Genomic DNA, 17,142 nt, shown 5'->3' on the forward strand with positions numbered 1-17,142 from the left:
CAGTCGTGTGACAGCTAGGGTCGTCGCTGGCATCACTGCCTGCTCTAGGACTAAGCTTAGGCTCCGACTTAAAACAAAAAAGAGGACATATCCGATGACTAATATTTCTAAGACCTTGCTCGGCTTGCTCACCGCTGCTGCGTTGGCTACTTCGGGAATGGCGTTTGCGATGGACCCGGCCATGATGAAGGACGGAATGATGGTCGATCAGAAGGGCATGACGCTTTATACCTTCGATAAGGACACCATGGCCGGTAAATCCATGTGTAACGACAAATGCGCTGACAATTGGCCGCCGTTGATGGCACCCGCCGATGGCAAAGCCATGGGTAAGTGGACAATGGTCAAGCGTGACGACGGCAAAATGCAGTGGGCGTTTGATGGCAAACCGCTCTACACCTTCAAGATGGACAAAAAAGCCGGTGACATGATGGGTGATGGCAAAGGCGATGTTTGGCACGTAGCCAAGTAACTCAAACCTTTGTAACGCGCGGACCGTCAGCGTAGAGGCTGACGGTCAACGCAACGCATAGTCAGCGACAATCCCTAGAAATATCGCCAATCCCGCCCAGTGGTTATGCAAAAAAGCCTTGAAACAGCGCTGCGGCTCACGGTTGCGCGTGTACCAGAACTCCCAGACGAAGCACGCGGCGGCCACCAGCAGGCCCAGATGAAAGCACGTCCCCAGCCCGAAGCGTGATCCGGCCAGCAGCAGGCAGCCTAATGCCAGCCCTTGCAGCGTCAGGATAATCACCCGATCCGCGTCGCCGAACAGCAAGGCAGTAGATTTGACACCGATTTTCAAATCGTCTTCTCGGTCTGTCATCGCGTAATACGTGTCGTAGCCCACCGTCCACAGCAGGTTAGCAATGTAGAGCAACCACGCCGCAGCAGGCAGGTCACCAGTCTGGGCGGTGAAGGCCATCGGCATGCCCCACGAAAAGGCTGCGCCGAGCACCACTTGCGGGTAATAGGTGTAGCGCTTCATAAACGGATAGCAGGCCGCCAGCGCCAAGCCACCGAACGAGAGCCAGATTGTCAGCGAATTAGTGAGCAGCACCAGCACAAAGCTCAAGCTCACTAGCACCGCGAACAACACCAATGCCTCGCGGGTGCTGACTTTACCGCTGACCAATGGACGCTGTTCTGTGCGTTTGACGTGACCATCGACCTTGCGGTCAGCGAAGTCATTGATCACGCAACCGGCGGCGCGCATCAAAAACACGCCGACAACGAAGATCAGCAGGTTGCCGATCGACGGCAGGCCTTTGGCCGAAATCCACAGCGCCCACAGTGTCGGCCACAGCAGTAGATAAATGCCGATGGGTTTGTCGATACGGGTCAATTGAACGAAGTCCCACACCCGAGGGTTCAGGCGATTTAGCGACTTAAGCAAACTCACATACATCAATGACGCTCCGTATCATCGGCGCCGGCGATTCCGACTGCATGCCAAAAATCAGGCAGGAATATTTCCGCCACCAACAGACTCAATACGCCCCGGCTGAAGCAAGAGCGCCGCCCCCATAAACCGTCAGCGGTGTCTTCGTTGGGCAACCAGGCAGCGGGATAGCGACAGGCTTCCAGTGCGCCGCGCTCAAACGCTTCGTCGCAAAATAGCAGTCCGCCCAAGGAACGGGTGCCCAGTTCGTCCATGTTCAGACCGCCTTGTTGCAGCGCACTTTGGGCGGCGACGCTGCGGGCGAACACCCACTTCTGGCCGTTGCCACGCAGATACACTTCGCGTACCCAACCGATGCTCTGATCGGGTAACGACAGCGCTGCGCACTCTTCGGCGCGCAGGGCTTGCCAGCCTTCGAACAATGGCAAAATGCTGAAACCATCTGCAGACAGACGCGTCAGACGACGAGTAAGGGAATCCTGATTGAACAGCCAATCGAGCACGATGGGCTCGGGCAGCTCCATCAGTTGGTGTTGCAGACGCCAGTCAGACGCAACAAGAAGAGGATTTTGTTGGGGCACGGTGGGTAATTATTGGCAACAATCGAGGCGGCGATCTTAGCATGTTTGATTGCAGGGTCTGAGCCTGCGGCGCAACCCGTTTACGTCGATCCCGCTTGCATCTGAACGCATCGATCAGTACAAAACGCCCTGAGCTTGGCGGCAATCGCTGTACCCATCGACCGCCTAGGCCATGACAGCCTGAAAACCGAGAGAATTTACGATGAAGAAGTGGCAATGCATTGTTTGTGGCTTGATCTATAACGAAGCCGATGGCTGGCCGGATGACGGGATCGCACCGGGCACTTTGTGGCAGGACGTGCCGGCAGATTGGCTGTGCCCGGACTGCGGCGTTGGCAAAATGGATTTCGAAATGATCGAAATCGGTTGATCGCTGTTCCATTTCTCTTTAACTGAGTTTCAATCGGGAAAACGTAATGAACGCACCTGTCGTGATCGTCGGCACTGGCTTGGCGGGCTACAACCTGGCCAGGGAGTTTCGCAAACTGGATAGCGACACGCCGCTGCTGCTCATTTCTGCGGATGACGGGCGTTCTTACTCTAAACCGATGCTCTCCACCGGCTTTGGCAAAAACAAAGAGGCTGATGGCCTGAGCATGGCTGAGCCCGGTGCGATGGCTGAGCAATTGAAGGCCGAAGTGCGAACCCACACCTGTGTGAGCGGCATTGACCCTGGCCACCAACGGCTGTGGATAGGCGAGGAAGCGGTGTATTACCGCGATCTCATCCTGGCCTGGGGCGCTGAAACTGTTCGGGTTCCCCTTGAAGGGGACGCCAATGACTTGGTTTTTCCGATCAATGATCTGGAGGACTACGCGCGTTTTCGCACGGCGGCAGCGGGCAAGCGTCGGGTGGTGATTTTGGGCGCCGGGCTGATTGGCTGTGAATTTGCCAATGATCTGATTGTTGGAGGTTATGAAGTTGATCTGGTGGCGCCGTGCGAGCAGGTCATGCCGACCTTGCTCCACCCGGCCGCCGCCGCTGCCGTGCAAGCGGGGCTGGAAGGTTTGGGGGCTCGCTTCCACCTCGGCCCGGTGCTGGCGCGTCTGTTACGGACCGAACAAGGGCTTGAGGCGCATTTGTCGAACGGTGAAGTGCTGCCGTGTGATGTCGTGGTTTCGGCTATCGGTTTGCGTCCGCGAGTGGACTTGGCGGCCGCCGCTGGCTTACAGACCGATCGCGGGGTGACGGTTGATCGCTACCTGAAAACGTCCCATGCCAATATTTATGCGCTGGGCGACTGCGCCCAAGTTGATGGTCTGAATCTGCTGTACGTCATGCCGCTGATGACTTGCGCGCGAGCACTGGCGCAAACGCTGTCCGGCAACCCGACCGCGGTTAACTATGGTCCGATGCCTATTACCGTAAAAACGCCGGTATGTCCGCTGGTGGTTTCACCTCCTCCACGCGGTATAGAAGGCGTCTGGACGGTTGAAGGGCAGGGCGCCGATATTAAAGCGCTGTGCCATGACGTTGACGGCAAGTTGCTCGGTTATGCACTAACGGGCACTGCTGTAATGGAGAAATTGGCATTTAATAAAGTGCTACCACCGCTATTGGCATAAATACCGGTCGTTCTGTCGGATAAGCCACGTTTTTGGCGCGATAAACGTCCCGCCCAGGGTGGCGCAGGTATCAGCGGCATGCCATCCTCATTCCCGTCTGCCGCAACGTAGAGCAGTTGCGGCACTTTGGTCGCCGTTCGGGAAGAACGGCACGGACATAACAACAAAAATCCAAACCGTCAAAGAGGCTTTATATGCGTAAACCAGAACTCGCAGCCGCCATTGCTGAAAAGGCAGATCTCACCAAGGAACAAGCGAATCGCGTTCTTAACGCTGTTCTTGAAGAAATCACCGGTGCCTTGCACCGAAAAGACAGCGTTACGCTGGTCGGCTTCGGTACTTTCCTGCAACGACATCGTGGGGCCCGTACCGGCAAAAATCCGCAGACCGGTGAACCAGTCAAAATCAAGGCGAGCAACACCGTGGCTTTCAAGCCTGGGAAATCCTTGAAAGACAGCGTTAATCCTTAATCTGCCAATCGCCTCAGCGGGAGGCGTACAGCAGCAAAAATGGGCACGCCGACTCGGTCGGGTGCCCTTTTTTTTGCGTACACTGCGGCGCTGGCCGCTTTGACTTAAGCGGCTTTCTGTGAGGCGGTGCAATGAAATTTCGTTTTCTTTTATGGATGCTTGGCTATTTGATGGCCAAAGCCAGTCGCAATAACCCGGCTTTCCAGAGTCAACTGGCCGATAAAGAGCTGATTTTTCAGTTGCAAACATTCGACGGTAAGGTTGCTCGGCATTTCGTCGTCAGCGGGCAGCGCCTAGTCAGTAAGCCAGGGGCAGTGGATGAGCCTGCGTTCGCGATTTCTTTCAAGGATGCGGCATTCGGCTTCGCAACGATGCAGGCCAAGAACAAGCAGTTGGCGTTTATGCAGGGCATTCAGGACAAAGACATTCTGATCAAGGGCAACCCGGGATTGGTTATCTGGTTCCAGGGTTTGACCAAGTATTTGAAGCCAAAGAAAAAGACCGTTTAGCAGCGAACACAGGCAATTGTAGGAGCGGCCGAAGACTGCGAAGCGGGAACGGCTCTGGGATTTCAATACCACGGTTGATAGCAAGCAGCCGTAAATACGGTGGGAGCAGGCTTGCCTGCGAAGAGGCCCGTAATCAGCGCCGCTGATTTCGACCTGAAACCAGGGTCGCCAGCATTGACGCTGTCGTTGGTAAGCCACAGAGGCTTGGGCAGACATAAAAGAGTAGGCACTGAAAAGCCTTATCGCAGCCCGGCAGCCCCTACAATTAATGGATTAATTTCCTGCGCTGTTACTGGTTGAACTGCGACGCCAGCTCGCGCAGCAGGACTTCGGCTTCCAGGACTTTGCGCACTGACTCTTCGGCTTTTTCCCGTGACAGGCCCAAGCGTGCAAACAGCTCATCCGGAATGCTTTCCACCGGACCCGAGCCGATGCCGTGTTTGCGCAGCAAACGCACTGTCAGGCACACCAAATTCGCGTACTCGCTGTGAGCGCCTGCGTAAGTTGGGTCGTGCTGGAAGCGCAATGCCGTTGCCAATTCTTCAGGCATGTCCCAATAGCGCATCAACCAGGCACCAATCTGTTCGCGGCTGATGCCGAGCAGGTGCTGTTCGACGTAGCTGTGGCACAGGTGTGGATTGACTTCCAGATGACGGCAGATCAGCGAAAAGTGCGGCGGGAACACGTGAGCCAGCAGCAGATAACCAAAGTTGTGCAACAGCCCCGCCAAATACGTCAGGCCCGCTTCCGGGCGCTGAGCGCGCGGCATGGCGCGGGTCAGACCTTCGATGACGGCGGCGGTGTAAATCGACTGTTGCCAGTACGGCGTAGTCTGTTGCGGGTGATCTTTGGGCAAGCTCAAGGTTTTACCCAAGGCCAGGCCCAGCGCCAGATTGATCACCAGATCAAAGCCCAATACGCGGACGATGGCATCTTCCACTGAGCGTATTTTTCCGGGGGAAGCGTAATAAGGTGACGCCGCCCAACTGACCACCTGGGCGGCCAGCGCTGGGTCGGTCTCAACCACACCGGTAATGTCATCGATGGTGGCGTTCGGATCGACACGCAATTTGATGATTTTTTGTGCGGTCTCCGCCAGTGGCGGTATTTCCAGCGTGGCTTCCAGACGCTGCTGGATACGGCGCGCGGTAAACGCATGCATCGCTTGGATGATTTCCTCTCGGTCATCGTCCGGGCGATCAAGGTTCGGGCGGATCGTGCTCAGTGGCTCGCCGAAATTCGCTGCGCTGGCTTTGCTCACCATGCCCTTGAAGTCGTCGCTGGAAATTTCCAGGAATACACCCGGTTCGCCAGAATTGATCAGCAACGTCGATTCTTGCAGCAAACGTTCTTCATACAGGCACGGCAAACCGTTCAGGCCTGGCAGGCCGGGCAGCAGGCTGCGGGTGCTTTTGCCGAGCAAGCGCACTAGACGCTCTTCAGGCACGGCAGTGAGCTTTCGCCCGGTTAACTCTGCCAAGCGATTGAGGTCGAGCAAATGGTTCTGTGGGAATAACACCAAGAGTGCACCCACCGCATCGTCGACTAATACCGCTTGAAGTTTTCTAGACGCAGAAAGGCTATTGTCGTCCATGACTTCGCGGTAACTGATGGCAAGTTTGCCAAGCAATAACCGGATGACAGAGGGGGCGAGCGGAATTGCATCGGCGAAGGCAGCTTCTGTCATGGTCTGTGTCCAAATTCTTACAGTCGAAGGAGTATAACCAGCTTGATTATTTCTGCATTGTTATCGGCTGAGACTCTTACACTTGTCCGTATTGCTGACCATGACGCAACCAGCGATCCAACAGCGGGCTTACATGGTTTGGCCAGCGTTCTAACAACGCTTGCGCGGCATCACGAACGGCGGGCAGTAGATCGGCGTCACGCATCAGGTCTGCGACTTTGAATTGCAACAAGCCCGTCTGTCGCGTTCCGAGCATCTCGCCTGGACCGCGAAGTTCTAAATCTTTTTCAGCGATGATGAAACCATCATTCGTCTCGCGCATGATGCCAAGGCGCTGCCGACCTATTTGCGACAGTGGCGGATGATAGAGCAGCACGCAGTGACTTGCCGCTGTGCCTCGACCAACACGCCCGCGCAGTTGGTGCAATTGTGCCAAGCCGAGTCGTTCGGGGTTTTCGATAATCATCAGGCTGGCGTTCGGCACATCGACGCCAACTTCGATCACCGTGGTCGCAACCAGCAGCTGTAGAGCGCCTTGTTTGAATTCGGCCATGACCGCCGCCTTTTCCGCAGGCTTCATGCGGCCGTGGATCAGGCCCACGCGCAGCTCACCCAATGCGCTGGTCAGTTCTTGAAACGAGGTTTCTGCGGCCTGACAGGTCAGTTCCTCGGACTCTTCAATTAGCGTACACACCCAATAAGCTTGGCGTCCTTCGGCGCAGGCCGCACGAACGCGCTCAACCACTTCGACACGGCGTGTATCAACCACCAGCACGGTATTAACCGGCGTTCGGCCGGGCGGAAGCTCGTCAAGGATTGAGGTGTCGAGGTCCGCATAGGCGCTCATGGCCAAGGTGCGCGGAATGGGCGTCGCGGTCATGATCAACTGGTGCGGACACATTAATCCGCCGACGCCTTTTTTGCGCAGGGCCAAGCGTTGTTGAACGCCAAAGCGATGTTGTTCATCGATAACCACCAAGGCCAGGTTCTTGAACTGAACCTCGTCCTGAAACAGCGCATGGGTGCCGACGACCATTGGCGTACCGGTGGCAATTTGCTCCAGCGCAGCGACCCGTGCTTTGCCTTTGAGCTTACCGGCGAGCCAGGCGACCTCAATGCCTAGCGGCTCAAGCCAGCGCTTGAAATTGACATAGTGCTGTTCGGCAAGGATTTCGGTGGGTGCCATCAGTGCGACTTGATACCCGGCTTCAAGCGCCTGCAAGGCGGCCAAGGCGGCCACCACGGTCTTGCCCGCGCCTACGTCGCCCTGAATCAAGCGCAGCATCGGCTCCGGCTGGCTGAGGTCGTAGGCCACTTCCTTGCCCACCCGTTGTTGCGCGCCGGTGGGGGCGAAACCGAGGTTGGCGAGAAATTGCGCAGGGAGTCGTGTCGCGACAGGCAAGACCGGCGCGCGTTGCGAGCGAAGGCTTTCACGAAGACGTTGCTGCGAGAGCTGATGAGTCAACAGCTCTTCAAACGCCAGGCGGTGTTGAGCCCAATGATGGCCGAGCGCGAGCTCTTCGAGGTCGGCATCGGCTGGCGGGTGATGCAAATAACGAATGGCCTCGTCGAGGGGGGCGAGCTTGTAGTCGCGTGCCAGCTCTTCAGGCAGCCAATCGGGCAGACTTTTCGGGCCGAGCAGGGCAAGGCTTTGCTGGCACAGCTGGCGTAGCCGCTGCTGGGTCAGGCCCTCGGTGCTTGGATAAATCGGGGTGAGGGTCTGCTCAACCGCAAGTTGTTCATTGCCAGTCAGCGCACGGTATTCCGGGTGGTAGATCTCCAAGCCTGATGCACCGGGCCGGGCTTCACCGAAGCAACGCAAGTGGGTGCCGCGTTTCATACCGTCTTTTTGCGCGTTGCTGAAATGGTAGAAGCGCAGGCTAAGTACCCCGCTACCATCGCCAAGTCGCACCAACAGGCTACGCCGCTTGCCCATCACCACATCGGCCCCGCTCACCACGCCTTCGATCACCGCGTCTTGTCCCGGACGCAATTGGCCAATGGGCACGACACGGGTTCTGTCTTGATAACGCAACGGCAGATGGAACAAGACGTCCTGAAGGTTTTCCAGGCCGACCTTGCTCAGCTTTTCAGCCATGGCCTCGCCGACGCCCTTAAGCGCCGTAACGGAGACCTTTGACAGCTCGCTCATGATTGCGACTTAGCTCGCTTCAACTTTCGGGCGAGCCACGGAACACAAACGCACGGAATCCGCGAGGATCTCGATCGCTTTAGGCCGAGGGAAACTGGCACGCCAGGCAATCGCCACTGTACGGAACGGCACTGGAGGCGTCAGGGGACGAACTTCAATGATGCCGGGTGCGTAGTGGTGGCTGTCGACCGCCGACATCGGCAGAATCGAAATGCCCAGGCCCGACGCAACCATGTGCCGAATGGTTTCCAGAGAACTGGATTCGACGGTGGTGTGTCGCGCGCCTTCGCTGCCTTTGACCAGCGTCGGGCAGGCTTCCAGCACCTGGTCACGGAAGCAATGACCTTCGCCGAGCAGCAATAGGCTTTTGTCGTTCAGCGCCGAAGCATCAATGGTTTCTTTCTTGGTCCATGGGTGATTGGCCGGCATCAGCACATAAAACGGTTCGTCGTACAACGGCAAGGTCAGTACGTCTGCTTCGTTGAACGGCAACGCGATGATGATCGCGTCAAGTTCACCGTTGCGCAGTTTGTCGCGCAGCACGTGGGTGAAGTTTTCTTCGATGTACAGCGGCATCTGCGGGGCGACCCGGTGCAGTTGTGGAATCAAGTGCGGGAACAAATACGGACCGACGGTGTAGATCGCCCCGACTTTGAGCGGCGCAACCAGCTGATTCTTTCCGGCCTGCGCCAATTCTCGGATGCCTTGAGCCTGTTCAAGCACTTTCTGCGCCTGAGCGACGATGCCTTCGCCAACGGGCGTTAAGCGGACAGCGCTCTTGCTGCGCTCGAAAATCAGCACACCAAGTTCATCTTCAAGTTTCTTCACGCCCACCGATAACGTCGGCTGGCTGACGTGGCAACGCTCGGCTGCGTGGCCGAAATGTTGTTCTTGAGCGAGGGTAACGATGTAGCGAAGTTCTGTAAGGGTCATAGCGTGCGTCCATTAGGTTGCGAGCCCAGCATAGCGGCTGCAATCGATAGACGCACGTTATCAACTGACCTCATGTCGATCAAAAGCGCGATTTTGCGTCCTTCAGGGAATAGTTGAAGGGCGCATTGACCTCAATCGAACCATTTCTCAAGATTTCAGCGGGTGGTTTGGGCAGCGGTTGGGCTCGACGGATCATTTCCAGGGTCGCCCGGTCCAGCGAAGCGTTGCCGGATGACTGAGCGATTGAGACCGAAATGACTTTGCCCTCGGCATCTACTTCAAAGTTAAGGCGCGTGGAGCCAGCAATATTGCGACGACGAGCATCTTCCGGGTATTTCTGATATTTGCCCAAATGGTTCTGAAGATCACTTTGCCACGAACGTTTTGCATTGCTGTCCGAGGGCGGGTTCGGTTGCTGCGGGGGAGCGTCCGATTTGACCGGCTGCGAAGCGACCGGCGGTGTATCAACAGGTTTTGGATCTGCAGGTTTTTCTTGCGGCGGTTCGGGCTTTTTCTGCACTTTGGGCGGTTGAGGTTTTGCCTTGGGCTTGACCGCTTTTGGAATGGCAATTTCCGGCTTTTCAGCTTCGGCCAGTTTCGGCAACGGCATTTCCTCAACCGGGGCCGGAGGCTGCGGCGGTTGCACGACGTTAGGTGGCGGTGGTGTTGGGGGCGCAGGCATCGGCGCCAGCTCGACGAGCATCGCGGCTGGCGGTAATTCGATGACCTGCGGTGCCGACCAGCGCAGCGCGACAATAATCGCGACGGCGTGAACGGCGAGCACCAACAACAGACTGCCGCTATAGCGCGTCAGTTTTTGGCGCAAAGTCATCATTTCTTACCAACCGTCTCAAGACCTACAAGGCCGACCTTCAGGTAACCCGCGCCACGTAGCGCGTTCATGACATCCATCAGATCGCCGTAATCCACGCTTTTGTCGGCCTGGAAGAAAATCGTGGTGTCCTTTTTGCCCTTGGTCTTGGCGTCGAGCACCTGGCCAAGCTGCTCACGGCTGATCTTGTCTTCGCCCAAAAACAGGCTCTGATCGGCTTTGACGCTGAGGAACAGCGGTTTTTCCGGCCGGGGTGCTGGTTTGGACGTCGAAGCAGGCAGGTCGACTTTGATATCGACTGTCGCCAACGGTGCCGCCACCATAAAGATGATCAACAACACCAACATGACGTCGATAAAGGGCGTGACGTTGATTTCGTGATTCTCGACGATATCATCGCCGCCGCTTTCGTTCAGATGCAGGCCCATTACTTACCCCACCCTCACCACGTGCGGCTGCTGGCTGCGCTCCGCCGGCAGGTGGTCAAGGTCTCGGCTGACCAGCAGCAGGACCTGGGCAGAGGCATCGGAAACCTGCGCTTTGTACCCCGCGATAGAGCGGGCGAATACGTTGTAGATCACGACCGCAGGAATGGCCGCAACCAGGCCCAAGGCGGTTGCCAGCAGGGCTTCAGCAATGCCGGGCGCGACAACAGCAAGGTTGGTGGTTTGTGTCCTGGCGATACCGATGAAGCTGTTCATGATGCCCCACACGGTACCGAACAGACCCACAAACGGTGCAGTGGAGCCAATGGTGGCGAGTACGCCGGTGCCATTGCTCATGTTGCGACCACAGGCAGCCACCAAACGCTCAAGACGGAAACTGACGCGTTCCTTGATGCCTTCGCGTTCGCGGCTGTTGGCGGAAAGGCGCATTTCTTCAAGGGCGTCGTGGACCAGTAAATGGGCCAGAGTGCCTTCTTTGTTTGCGCCTTCACTGGCTTCTTTAAGGGTGCGGGCTTTTTTCAGCGTAGTGATTTCAACGCGTAAGCGACGTTTGGCGCCTAGCAGTTCAAATCCTTTGGCAATCCAGATGGTCCAAGTGATGACCGAAGCGATAGCTAGACCGATCAGAACGAGCTTTACGATGATGTCAGCGTGTTGGTACATGCCCCAGGGCGACAAGTCGTTGGCCATACCGAGGCTGTTGTCCACCACGGCCGGGGTTGCATCTAGGGCTTGAGCAGGTAGATCGCTCGCGGCCTGTTGGACGGGTGCCACTGCACGAACCGTCGCGGTAGCGGCTGCGTGCGCAGCGGGTGTCGCAGCGGATGCCGGCTCGTCGGCGAACGCGGCTGGGGCAATTAGCAAGCTAAGCAATAGGACAGCAATGCCGCGCCATGCGCGCGGCAGGCTGGCAAGCTTGGTTGGCGAAGCGGAGCGTTGAATACGTGTCATGCTGGCCGGACCTGAGAAGAAAAGAGGGGCGTATGCTCTGCGCCTGGGCTGGACACAAGGCCGAGAGAGGAGAACAAACAGGCCGGTATTATTGCAAATAGTTCTTGTTAACAAAAGTAACTCATAATCTTTTTTCTATTAGTCGCAACAAATGGTCTGAGTTTTGCGACTGTTTTGAGTCATCTACCGTGCTGTTACCGCACGCTTATCCTGGAGCTTTGCGATGTTTCCCCCTTCTGTTTTGATTGCTGGCTGTGGTGACGTTGGAAGCCGTTTGGCCAACCAGCTACTCGCCTATGATTGGACGGTTTACGGTCTGCGCCGGTCTGTTTCGCAATTACCAACCGGCGTTATAGGCGTAGCGGGCGATTTATTCGATTCGCGATGTCCTGGTGATTGGCCAACGTCGCCGCTCGATTATTTGGTCTATAGCGCATCCGCGACTGATCATGACGAAGCGGGCTATCAAGCAGCTTATGTGGATGGGTTGAGCCATGTGTTGAGCTGGCTCAAGCAAAATGGACAACAACCAAAACGTTTGCTGTTCGTGTCCAGCAGCAGCGTTTACGGGCAGCAGCACGGCGAATGGGTCGATGAATTGTCGCCCACCCAAGCGGTGGGTTATTCAGGGCGGCTGATGCAGCAGGCCGAGCAGCTTGCGCTGGGTAGCGGTATTCCCGCCAGCGTGGTGAGGTTGACCGGAATTTACGGGCCGGGGCGCGAGTGGTTATTAACCCAAGTGCGTCAGGGTTATCGCGTGGTTACCGAGCCGCCTTTATATGGCAACCGCATTCACGTAGACGATGCTGCAGGCTTGTTGGCGTACTTGCTACAAGCAGACGCTCGCGGGGTGGCGTTGGATGATTGCTACATAGGCGTCGACGATGCGCCTGCACCGTTGGCTGAAGTTGTGGCGTGGCTGCGTGAGTACTTGGGCGTTACCGAGTGGTCGGCCGAAGCGAGCGTGCGCCGCACCGGTAGCAAGCAGTGCAGCAACGCCAAAGCCCGTGCCTTGGGCTGGGTGCCACGCTATGCCAGTTATCGAGAAGGGTACGCCGCGATTCTTGAGGGAAATCTGTAGGAGCCAACTTGTTGGCGAGGCGGTGTATCGGGTGTAACCGCGTCAAGTCTTTCGCCAACAAGGGGGTTGGATTGCGCGTTAGTCGCGCTCAAGCAACCAGCGACGCGGGCCGGGATGCAGGTCTGGCATTTCATCCGTGCTCGCCTGGTTTACTGCTTGCAGTATTTCCAGCTGATCGCCTTTGCGGACGAATATCCAAGCGTTGCCCTGTTTGTTCTTCTCTAGCCAAAGGCTGTCGTTTTCACCGCTCATGGCTGCGCAATCGCCAGCCAGGCACAGTGCGTAACGGTCGTCGTCAGGCAAGCCATCGACGCTGCCGTCAGGGTGGAATTGCACGATGTTCCCGGCGCCCACGCCATCGACGATCTTCCATTTACCACCCATGTACGCGCTATACAGCGCTTTTTCAAAGCTGCTGCCTGGCGGTGCATCTACAGGTGCCGGATCTTTTGGCTGTTGGAAGCGTTGCTCTGGGCCAGACTCGCTGGCGGCCTGGATCAGATCGTCCCCTTTGATCTTCAAGTCTTCGAAGAAGTTGCCGTAGAAATCGACGTGATATTTGCCGTCGGCTGCACTGGTGATCTTGCCTTCACTGAGCTCAAAACCATTTGAGAACGAGGCTTGGCCAGCTTTCGAATTGACATTCCACTCCAGATTCGGCCCGTTAGCGAGAAGCGCCTGACGCAGGTTACCGCCTTTTACAGCAGCATCGATTGCGGTTTGATTGATCCAGATACCGTCCGGGTTACGGTCGGAGTTGCTGGCACAGCCGCTTAACAACGCGGCAAGCAGCGAGAGGGCAAGCGCAAAGCGCATGGCGGTCCTTCCTTTGAGGGGGGAGGGCGAAACGATTAACGGTTCGCCCAGGGAGATTTATTCGATGACGAGAATGGCGTCCATTTCGACCAGCGAGCCTTTTGGCAGCGCAGCAACACCAATCGCGGCACGAGCCGGATAAGGTTGATCGAAGTACTTGCCCATGATCTCGTTGACCTTGGCGAAGTGGGTCAGGTCGGTCAGGAAGATGTTGAGTTTGACGATGTCTTTGAACGAACCACCAGCGGCTTCGGCAACGGCTTTCAGGTTTTCGAAGACCTGAACCGTTTGAGCTTCAAAGCCTTCTACCAATTCCATGGTTTTCGGGTCCAGTGGGATCTGCCCGGACATATAGACGGTGTTGCCAGCTTTAATCGCCTGAGAATACGTGCCGATGGCTGCAGGTGCTTTATCGCTGGTGATAACTGTCTTGGTCATGAAGAACTCCTGAGGATAATGTTTGGCTACGCGCGCATGCGGGTGATGCGAATCACCCCGGTCAGTGCGCGTAGTTTTCTGATCACGCGGGCCAGGTGCACACGGTCGTGCACGCTGACTACCAATTGGACCACGCTGATGCGGCCATCGCGTTCGTCCATGCTGATTTTTTCGATATTGCCGTCGGCGGCGTTCACGCTGCTCGCCAACAACGCGATGAGGCCGCGTTGGTGTTCCAGCTCGACCCGCAACTCGACGTTGAATTCGCCGGTAACGTCTTTGGCCCAAGACAGCTGGATGCATTTTTCCGGATTGTGCCGGAGTTCGCTGATATTGCGGCAGTTGTCCAAGTGCACCACCATGCCTTTGCCCGCAGATAAATGGCCGACAATCGGGTCGCCCGGAATCGGCGTGCAGCACTTGGCGTAACTGAGCACCAAGCCTTCGGTGCCGCGAATAGCCAGCGGGCCCTCGGAGCTTGGCAGTTGCTCGGCGTCGCTGGTCAGCAGGCGGCGGGCAACGACATACGCCATGCGATTGCCCAGGCCGATGTCTTCGAGCAGGTCTTCAATAACCTCCACTCGGTACTCGGTCAGGATCAACTGCACGCGCTCTTCCGGAATTTTTTCCAGGGTGCTGTCGAACCCGTTGAGCACCTTGTTCAGCAGGCGCTCGCCCAGGCTGATGGACTCGGATCGACGTTGAAGCTTAAGGGCGTGGCGAATGTGTGTGCGGGCTTTGCCGGTAACCACAAAGTTCAGCCACGCCGGATTTGGGCGTGCGCCGGGCGCGCTGACAATTTCAACCGTCGAGCCACTTTGCAACGGCTCGGAGAGCGGTGCCAGGCGACGATTGATCCGACACGCAATGCAGCTGTTGCCGACATCGGTGTGCACCGCGTAAGCAAAGTCCACCGCCGTCGAGCCTTTCGGCAGCTCCATGATCCGGCCTTTAGGCGTAAAGACGTAAACCTCGTCCGGGAACAGGTCAATCTTCACGCTTTCGATGAATTCCAGCGAATTACCGGCGCGCTGCTGCATCTCCAGCACGCCTTTGACCCACTGGCGGGCGCGGGCATGGGTGCTTATCGGCAGCTCATCGCCCGTGGATTTGTACAACCAGTGCGCGGCAATCCCGTTATTCGCCATCTCTTCCATTTCGCGGGTGCGGATCTGGATTTCGATGGGAACGCCATGCATGCCGAACAGCGTGGTGTGCAGCGATTGGTAGCCGTTGGCTTTGGGGATCGCGATGTAATCTTTGAAGCGGCCGGGCAGCGGCTTGTACAAATTGTGCACAGCGCCAAGCACGCGGTAACAGGTGTCGACCTTATCGACGATGACCCTGAACGCGTAAACGTCCATGATTTCGTTGAAGGCCCGGCGTTTGCCGCGCATCTTCTTGTAGATGCCGTACAGGTGCTTCTGCCGGCCGCTGACCTCGCCTTCGATACCGTCCACGGCCAGGCAATGGCTCAGGGATTCTTCGATCTTGTTGACCAGTTCTTTGCGGTTGCCCCGTGCTCGCTTGACCGCTTGGCCAATACGCGACGAACGCATCGGGTACATCGCCTTGAAACCAAGGTCTTCGAACTCGATACGGATGCTGTGCATGCCCAGCCGATTGGCGATGGGAGCGTAGATTTCCAGCGTTTCTTTAGCAATCCGCCGACGTTTTTCGCCGGACAGGACTTCGAGCGTGCGCATGTTGTGCAGCCGATCAGCCAGCTTGACCAAGATCACCCGAATATCGCGGGCCATGGCCATGGCCATTTTCTGGAAATTTTCGGCTTGGGCTTCGGCTTTGGTTTCGAAGTTCATCTGGGTCAGCTTGCTGACGCCATCGACCAGTTCGGCCACGGTCTCACCGAATTGCGCACAGAGCGCTTCTTTGGCGATACCGGTGTCTTCGATTACGTCATGCAGCATGGCCGCCATCAGGCTCTGATGGTCCATATGCATGTCGGCAAGAATATTCGCGACCGCTAAAGGGTGCGTAACGTAAGCTTCGCCGCTGCGGCGGCGTTGGCCGTCGTGGGCTTGTTCGGCGTAGAAATACGCTCGGCGGACCAGGTTGACCTGGTCTTTGCCGAGGTAGGTCGACAGACGATCGGCGAGGGCGTCTATGCTCGGCAAGGGAATACCCCTCGCTGAGTGCATTGACCCTTTGCCGTACTACGTCGACCGGGCATAGGCTTAAACGGCCTCGTTGGACTCGTCCTCGAAGGCCGCGAACAATGGCTCATCTTCAACGATTTCGGCTTCAGCGATAACAGCGTAGCTCATCAGGCCGGCCGCGATTTCACGCAGCGCCATAACGGTAGGCTTGTCGTTTTCCCAAGGCAGCTTAGGTTCTTTACCACCGGTAGCCAGCTGACGGGCACGCTTGGTAGAGAGCATGACCAGTTCAAAGCGGTTAACGACGTGGTCTAGGCAGTCTTCAACGGTCACGCGGGCCATGGGTATTCCTCGTAGCAAATGCAGTATGCGCGGTGCCCGGATGGGCGAGCGGACTCGATAGTTTAAAAAAACACCAGCGTTTAGGGAAGGGGAAATTCATCAGCCGTTAGTTTTAGGCGGCAGGCGGCAAGTAAAAGCGCCTGAAACGCGCGCAATTTGAGGCTTGCAGCTTACCGCTTGAACCTTCCAACTCAGGCCAATAATTGGGCGAGCAATTCGCTAAAACGCTGCTGTTGCGGTTTTTGGTGCAACTGATTGGCGCGGAAAATCGCTTTTAGGTCTTCGAGTGCTGTGGCGAAATCGTCGTTGATCACGATGAAATCGTATTCCACGTAATGACTCATTTCACTCACGGCTTCACGCATGCGCCCTTCGATGATCTCGTCGCTGTCTTGGCCTCGGTTGGTCAGGCGCTGGCGCAGCGCTTGTTGAGTCGGCGGCAAAATGAAAATCGAACGGGCATCGGGCATCAACTTGCGCACTTGGTCCGCGCCCTGCCAGTCGATTTCAAGAATCAGGTCGTGTCCTTCATCCAGCGTCTGCTGCAAGCGGCTTTGCGACGTGCCATACAGGTTGCCGAACACTTCGGCTTGTTCGAGAAAATCGCCGTGTTCGATCATCCGCACGAATTCGGCTCGGTCCACGAAGTGATAGTTCACGTCGTTGATTTCACCGGGGCGCATGGCCCGCGTGGTGTGCGATACAGAAACGCGAATCTGCGGCTGAGCGTCGATCAGGGCTTTGACCAGGCTGGTTTTGCCCGCGCCAGAAGGTGCAGAAACGATATAAAGGGTGCCGGTGCTGTGGGTCATGTCGGGGT

General features: G+C 56.9%; 19 protein-coding genes. 6 read left to right on the top strand and 13 right to left on the bottom strand.

From position 1 onward, the window contains the following. Positions 1-94 precede the first annotated feature (94 nt). Entirely contained in the window at positions 95-472 is a 378-nt protein-coding gene (locus tag RHM65_RS06760) for a hypothetical protein (protein WP_322184539.1), read from the top strand. A gap of 45 nt (positions 473-517) precedes the next feature. Here RHM65_RS06760 and ubiA read toward each other — a convergent pair whose 3' ends face one another. After that, positions 518-1,408 (bottom strand): 4-hydroxybenzoate octaprenyltransferase, encoded by an 891-nt coding sequence (gene ubiA, locus RHM65_RS06765; RefSeq protein ID WP_322184540.1) that lies wholly within the window; start codon positions 1,406-1,408, stop codon positions 518-520. Beyond that, positions 1,408-1,983 (bottom strand): chorismate--pyruvate lyase family protein, encoded by a 576-nt coding sequence (locus RHM65_RS06770; protein WP_322184541.1) that lies wholly within the window; start codon positions 1,981-1,983, stop codon positions 1,408-1,410. Before RHM65_RS06770 ends, ubiA begins: the two co-directional genes overlap by 1 nt. Before the next feature lie 202 nt (positions 1,984-2,185). Between RHM65_RS06770 and RHM65_RS06775 the strand changes: the two genes are divergently transcribed. The 4 genes from RHM65_RS06775 (at position 2,186) to RHM65_RS06790 (ending at position 4,527) form a co-directional block, all read left to right on the top strand. Further along, positions 2,186-2,353, top strand: coding sequence for a rubredoxin (locus RHM65_RS06775; RefSeq protein WP_297845633.1), 168 nt, complete (start codon positions 2,186-2,188; stop codon positions 2,351-2,353). A gap of 46 nt (positions 2,354-2,399) precedes the next feature. Beyond that, positions 2,400-3,548, top strand: coding sequence for an NAD(P)/FAD-dependent oxidoreductase (locus RHM65_RS06780; protein ID WP_322166689.1), 1,149 nt, complete (start codon positions 2,400-2,402; stop codon positions 3,546-3,548). 194 nt (positions 3,549-3,742) lie between these two features. Beyond that, positions 3,743-4,018: an HU family DNA-binding protein gene (locus tag RHM65_RS06785; protein ID WP_003213368.1), complete on the top strand. Its 276-nt coding sequence runs from the start codon at positions 3,743-3,745 to the stop codon at positions 4,016-4,018. A gap of 131 nt (positions 4,019-4,149) precedes the next feature. Beyond that, the gene (locus RHM65_RS06790; protein WP_322166688.1) at positions 4,150-4,527 is read left to right on the top strand and encodes a helicase; all 378 of its coding nucleotides are present in this window, start codon (positions 4,150-4,152) and stop codon (positions 4,525-4,527) included. A gap of 289 nt (positions 4,528-4,816) precedes the next feature. Here RHM65_RS06790 and RHM65_RS06795 read toward each other — a convergent pair whose 3' ends face one another. The 6 genes from RHM65_RS06795 to exbB all read right to left on the bottom strand — a co-directional run bounded on the left by RHM65_RS06795 (position 4,817) and on the right by exbB (position 11,528). Continuing rightward, the gene (locus tag RHM65_RS06795) at positions 4,817-6,214 is read right to left on the bottom strand and encodes an aminoacyl-tRNA deacylase and HDOD domain-containing protein (RefSeq protein ID WP_322166687.1); all 1,398 of its coding nucleotides are present in this window, start codon (positions 6,212-6,214) and stop codon (positions 4,817-4,819) included. A 76-nt stretch (positions 6,215-6,290) separates the two neighbouring features. Then, positions 6,291-8,366 (bottom strand): ATP-dependent DNA helicase RecG, encoded by a 2,076-nt coding sequence (gene recG / locus RHM65_RS06800; protein ID WP_322166686.1) that lies wholly within the window; start codon positions 8,364-8,366, stop codon positions 6,291-6,293. A gap of 9 nt (positions 8,367-8,375) precedes the next feature. Then, the gene (locus RHM65_RS06805; RefSeq protein ID WP_322166684.1) at positions 8,376-9,299 is read right to left on the bottom strand and encodes a hydrogen peroxide-inducible genes activator; all 924 of its coding nucleotides are present in this window, start codon (positions 9,297-9,299) and stop codon (positions 8,376-8,378) included. Positions 9,300-9,378: 79 nt separating this feature from the next. After that, positions 9,379-10,134 carry an energy transducer TonB gene (locus RHM65_RS06810; protein ID WP_322184542.1) on the bottom strand — a complete coding sequence of 252 codons (756 nt, stop codon included), beginning with the start codon at positions 10,132-10,134 and terminating at the stop codon, positions 9,379-9,381. Beyond that, positions 10,131-10,559, bottom strand: coding sequence for a TonB system transport protein ExbD (gene exbD / locus RHM65_RS06815; protein ID WP_322184543.1), 429 nt, complete (start codon positions 10,557-10,559; stop codon positions 10,131-10,133). Before exbD ends, RHM65_RS06810 begins: the two co-directional genes overlap by 4 nt. A 3-nt stretch (positions 10,560-10,562) precedes the next feature. After that, on the bottom strand, positions 10,563-11,528 hold the full coding sequence (exbB, locus tag RHM65_RS06820; protein ID WP_322184544.1) for a tonB-system energizer ExbB: 966 nt from the start codon (positions 11,526-11,528) through the stop codon (positions 10,563-10,565). A 223-nt stretch (positions 11,529-11,751) separates the two neighbouring features. Between exbB and RHM65_RS06825 the strand changes: the two genes are divergently transcribed. Next, positions 11,752-12,609, top strand: coding sequence for an NAD-dependent epimerase/dehydratase family protein (locus RHM65_RS06825; protein ID WP_322184545.1), 858 nt, complete (start codon positions 11,752-11,754; stop codon positions 12,607-12,609). Between the two features lie 78 nt (positions 12,610-12,687). Here RHM65_RS06825 and RHM65_RS06830 read toward each other — a convergent pair whose 3' ends face one another. The 5 genes from RHM65_RS06830 to gmk all read right to left on the bottom strand — a co-directional run bounded on the left by RHM65_RS06830 (position 12,688) and on the right by gmk (position 17,134). Then, entirely contained in the window at positions 12,688-13,425 is a 738-nt protein-coding gene (locus RHM65_RS06830; protein ID WP_322184546.1) for a hypothetical protein, read from the bottom strand. Positions 13,426-13,482: 57 nt separating this feature from the next. Further along, positions 13,483-13,863, bottom strand: coding sequence for a RidA family protein (locus tag RHM65_RS06835; protein WP_322166678.1), 381 nt, complete (start codon positions 13,861-13,863; stop codon positions 13,483-13,485). Positions 13,864-13,889: 26 nt separating this feature from the next. Beyond that, positions 13,890-15,998 carry a bifunctional GTP diphosphokinase/guanosine-3',5'-bis pyrophosphate 3'-pyrophosphohydrolase gene (gene spoT, locus RHM65_RS06840; protein WP_322166677.1) on the bottom strand — a complete coding sequence of 703 codons (2,109 nt, stop codon included), beginning with the start codon at positions 15,996-15,998 and terminating at the stop codon, positions 13,890-13,892. Between the two features lie 60 nt (positions 15,999-16,058). Further along, positions 16,059-16,322, bottom strand: coding sequence for a DNA-directed RNA polymerase subunit omega (rpoZ, locus tag RHM65_RS06845; RefSeq protein ID WP_322166676.1), 264 nt, complete (start codon positions 16,320-16,322; stop codon positions 16,059-16,061). 191 nt (positions 16,323-16,513) lie between these two features. Next, positions 16,514-17,134: a guanylate kinase gene (gene gmk, locus RHM65_RS06850; protein ID WP_322166675.1), complete on the bottom strand. Its 621-nt coding sequence runs from the start codon at positions 17,132-17,134 to the stop codon at positions 16,514-16,516. Positions 17,135-17,142: the final 8 nt, after the last annotated feature.

Origin of the sequence: Pseudomonas sp. CCI4.2, from assembly GCF_034350045.1 — a bacterium.
Classification (GTDB): Bacteria; Pseudomonadota; Gammaproteobacteria; order Pseudomonadales; family Pseudomonadaceae; genus Aquipseudomonas.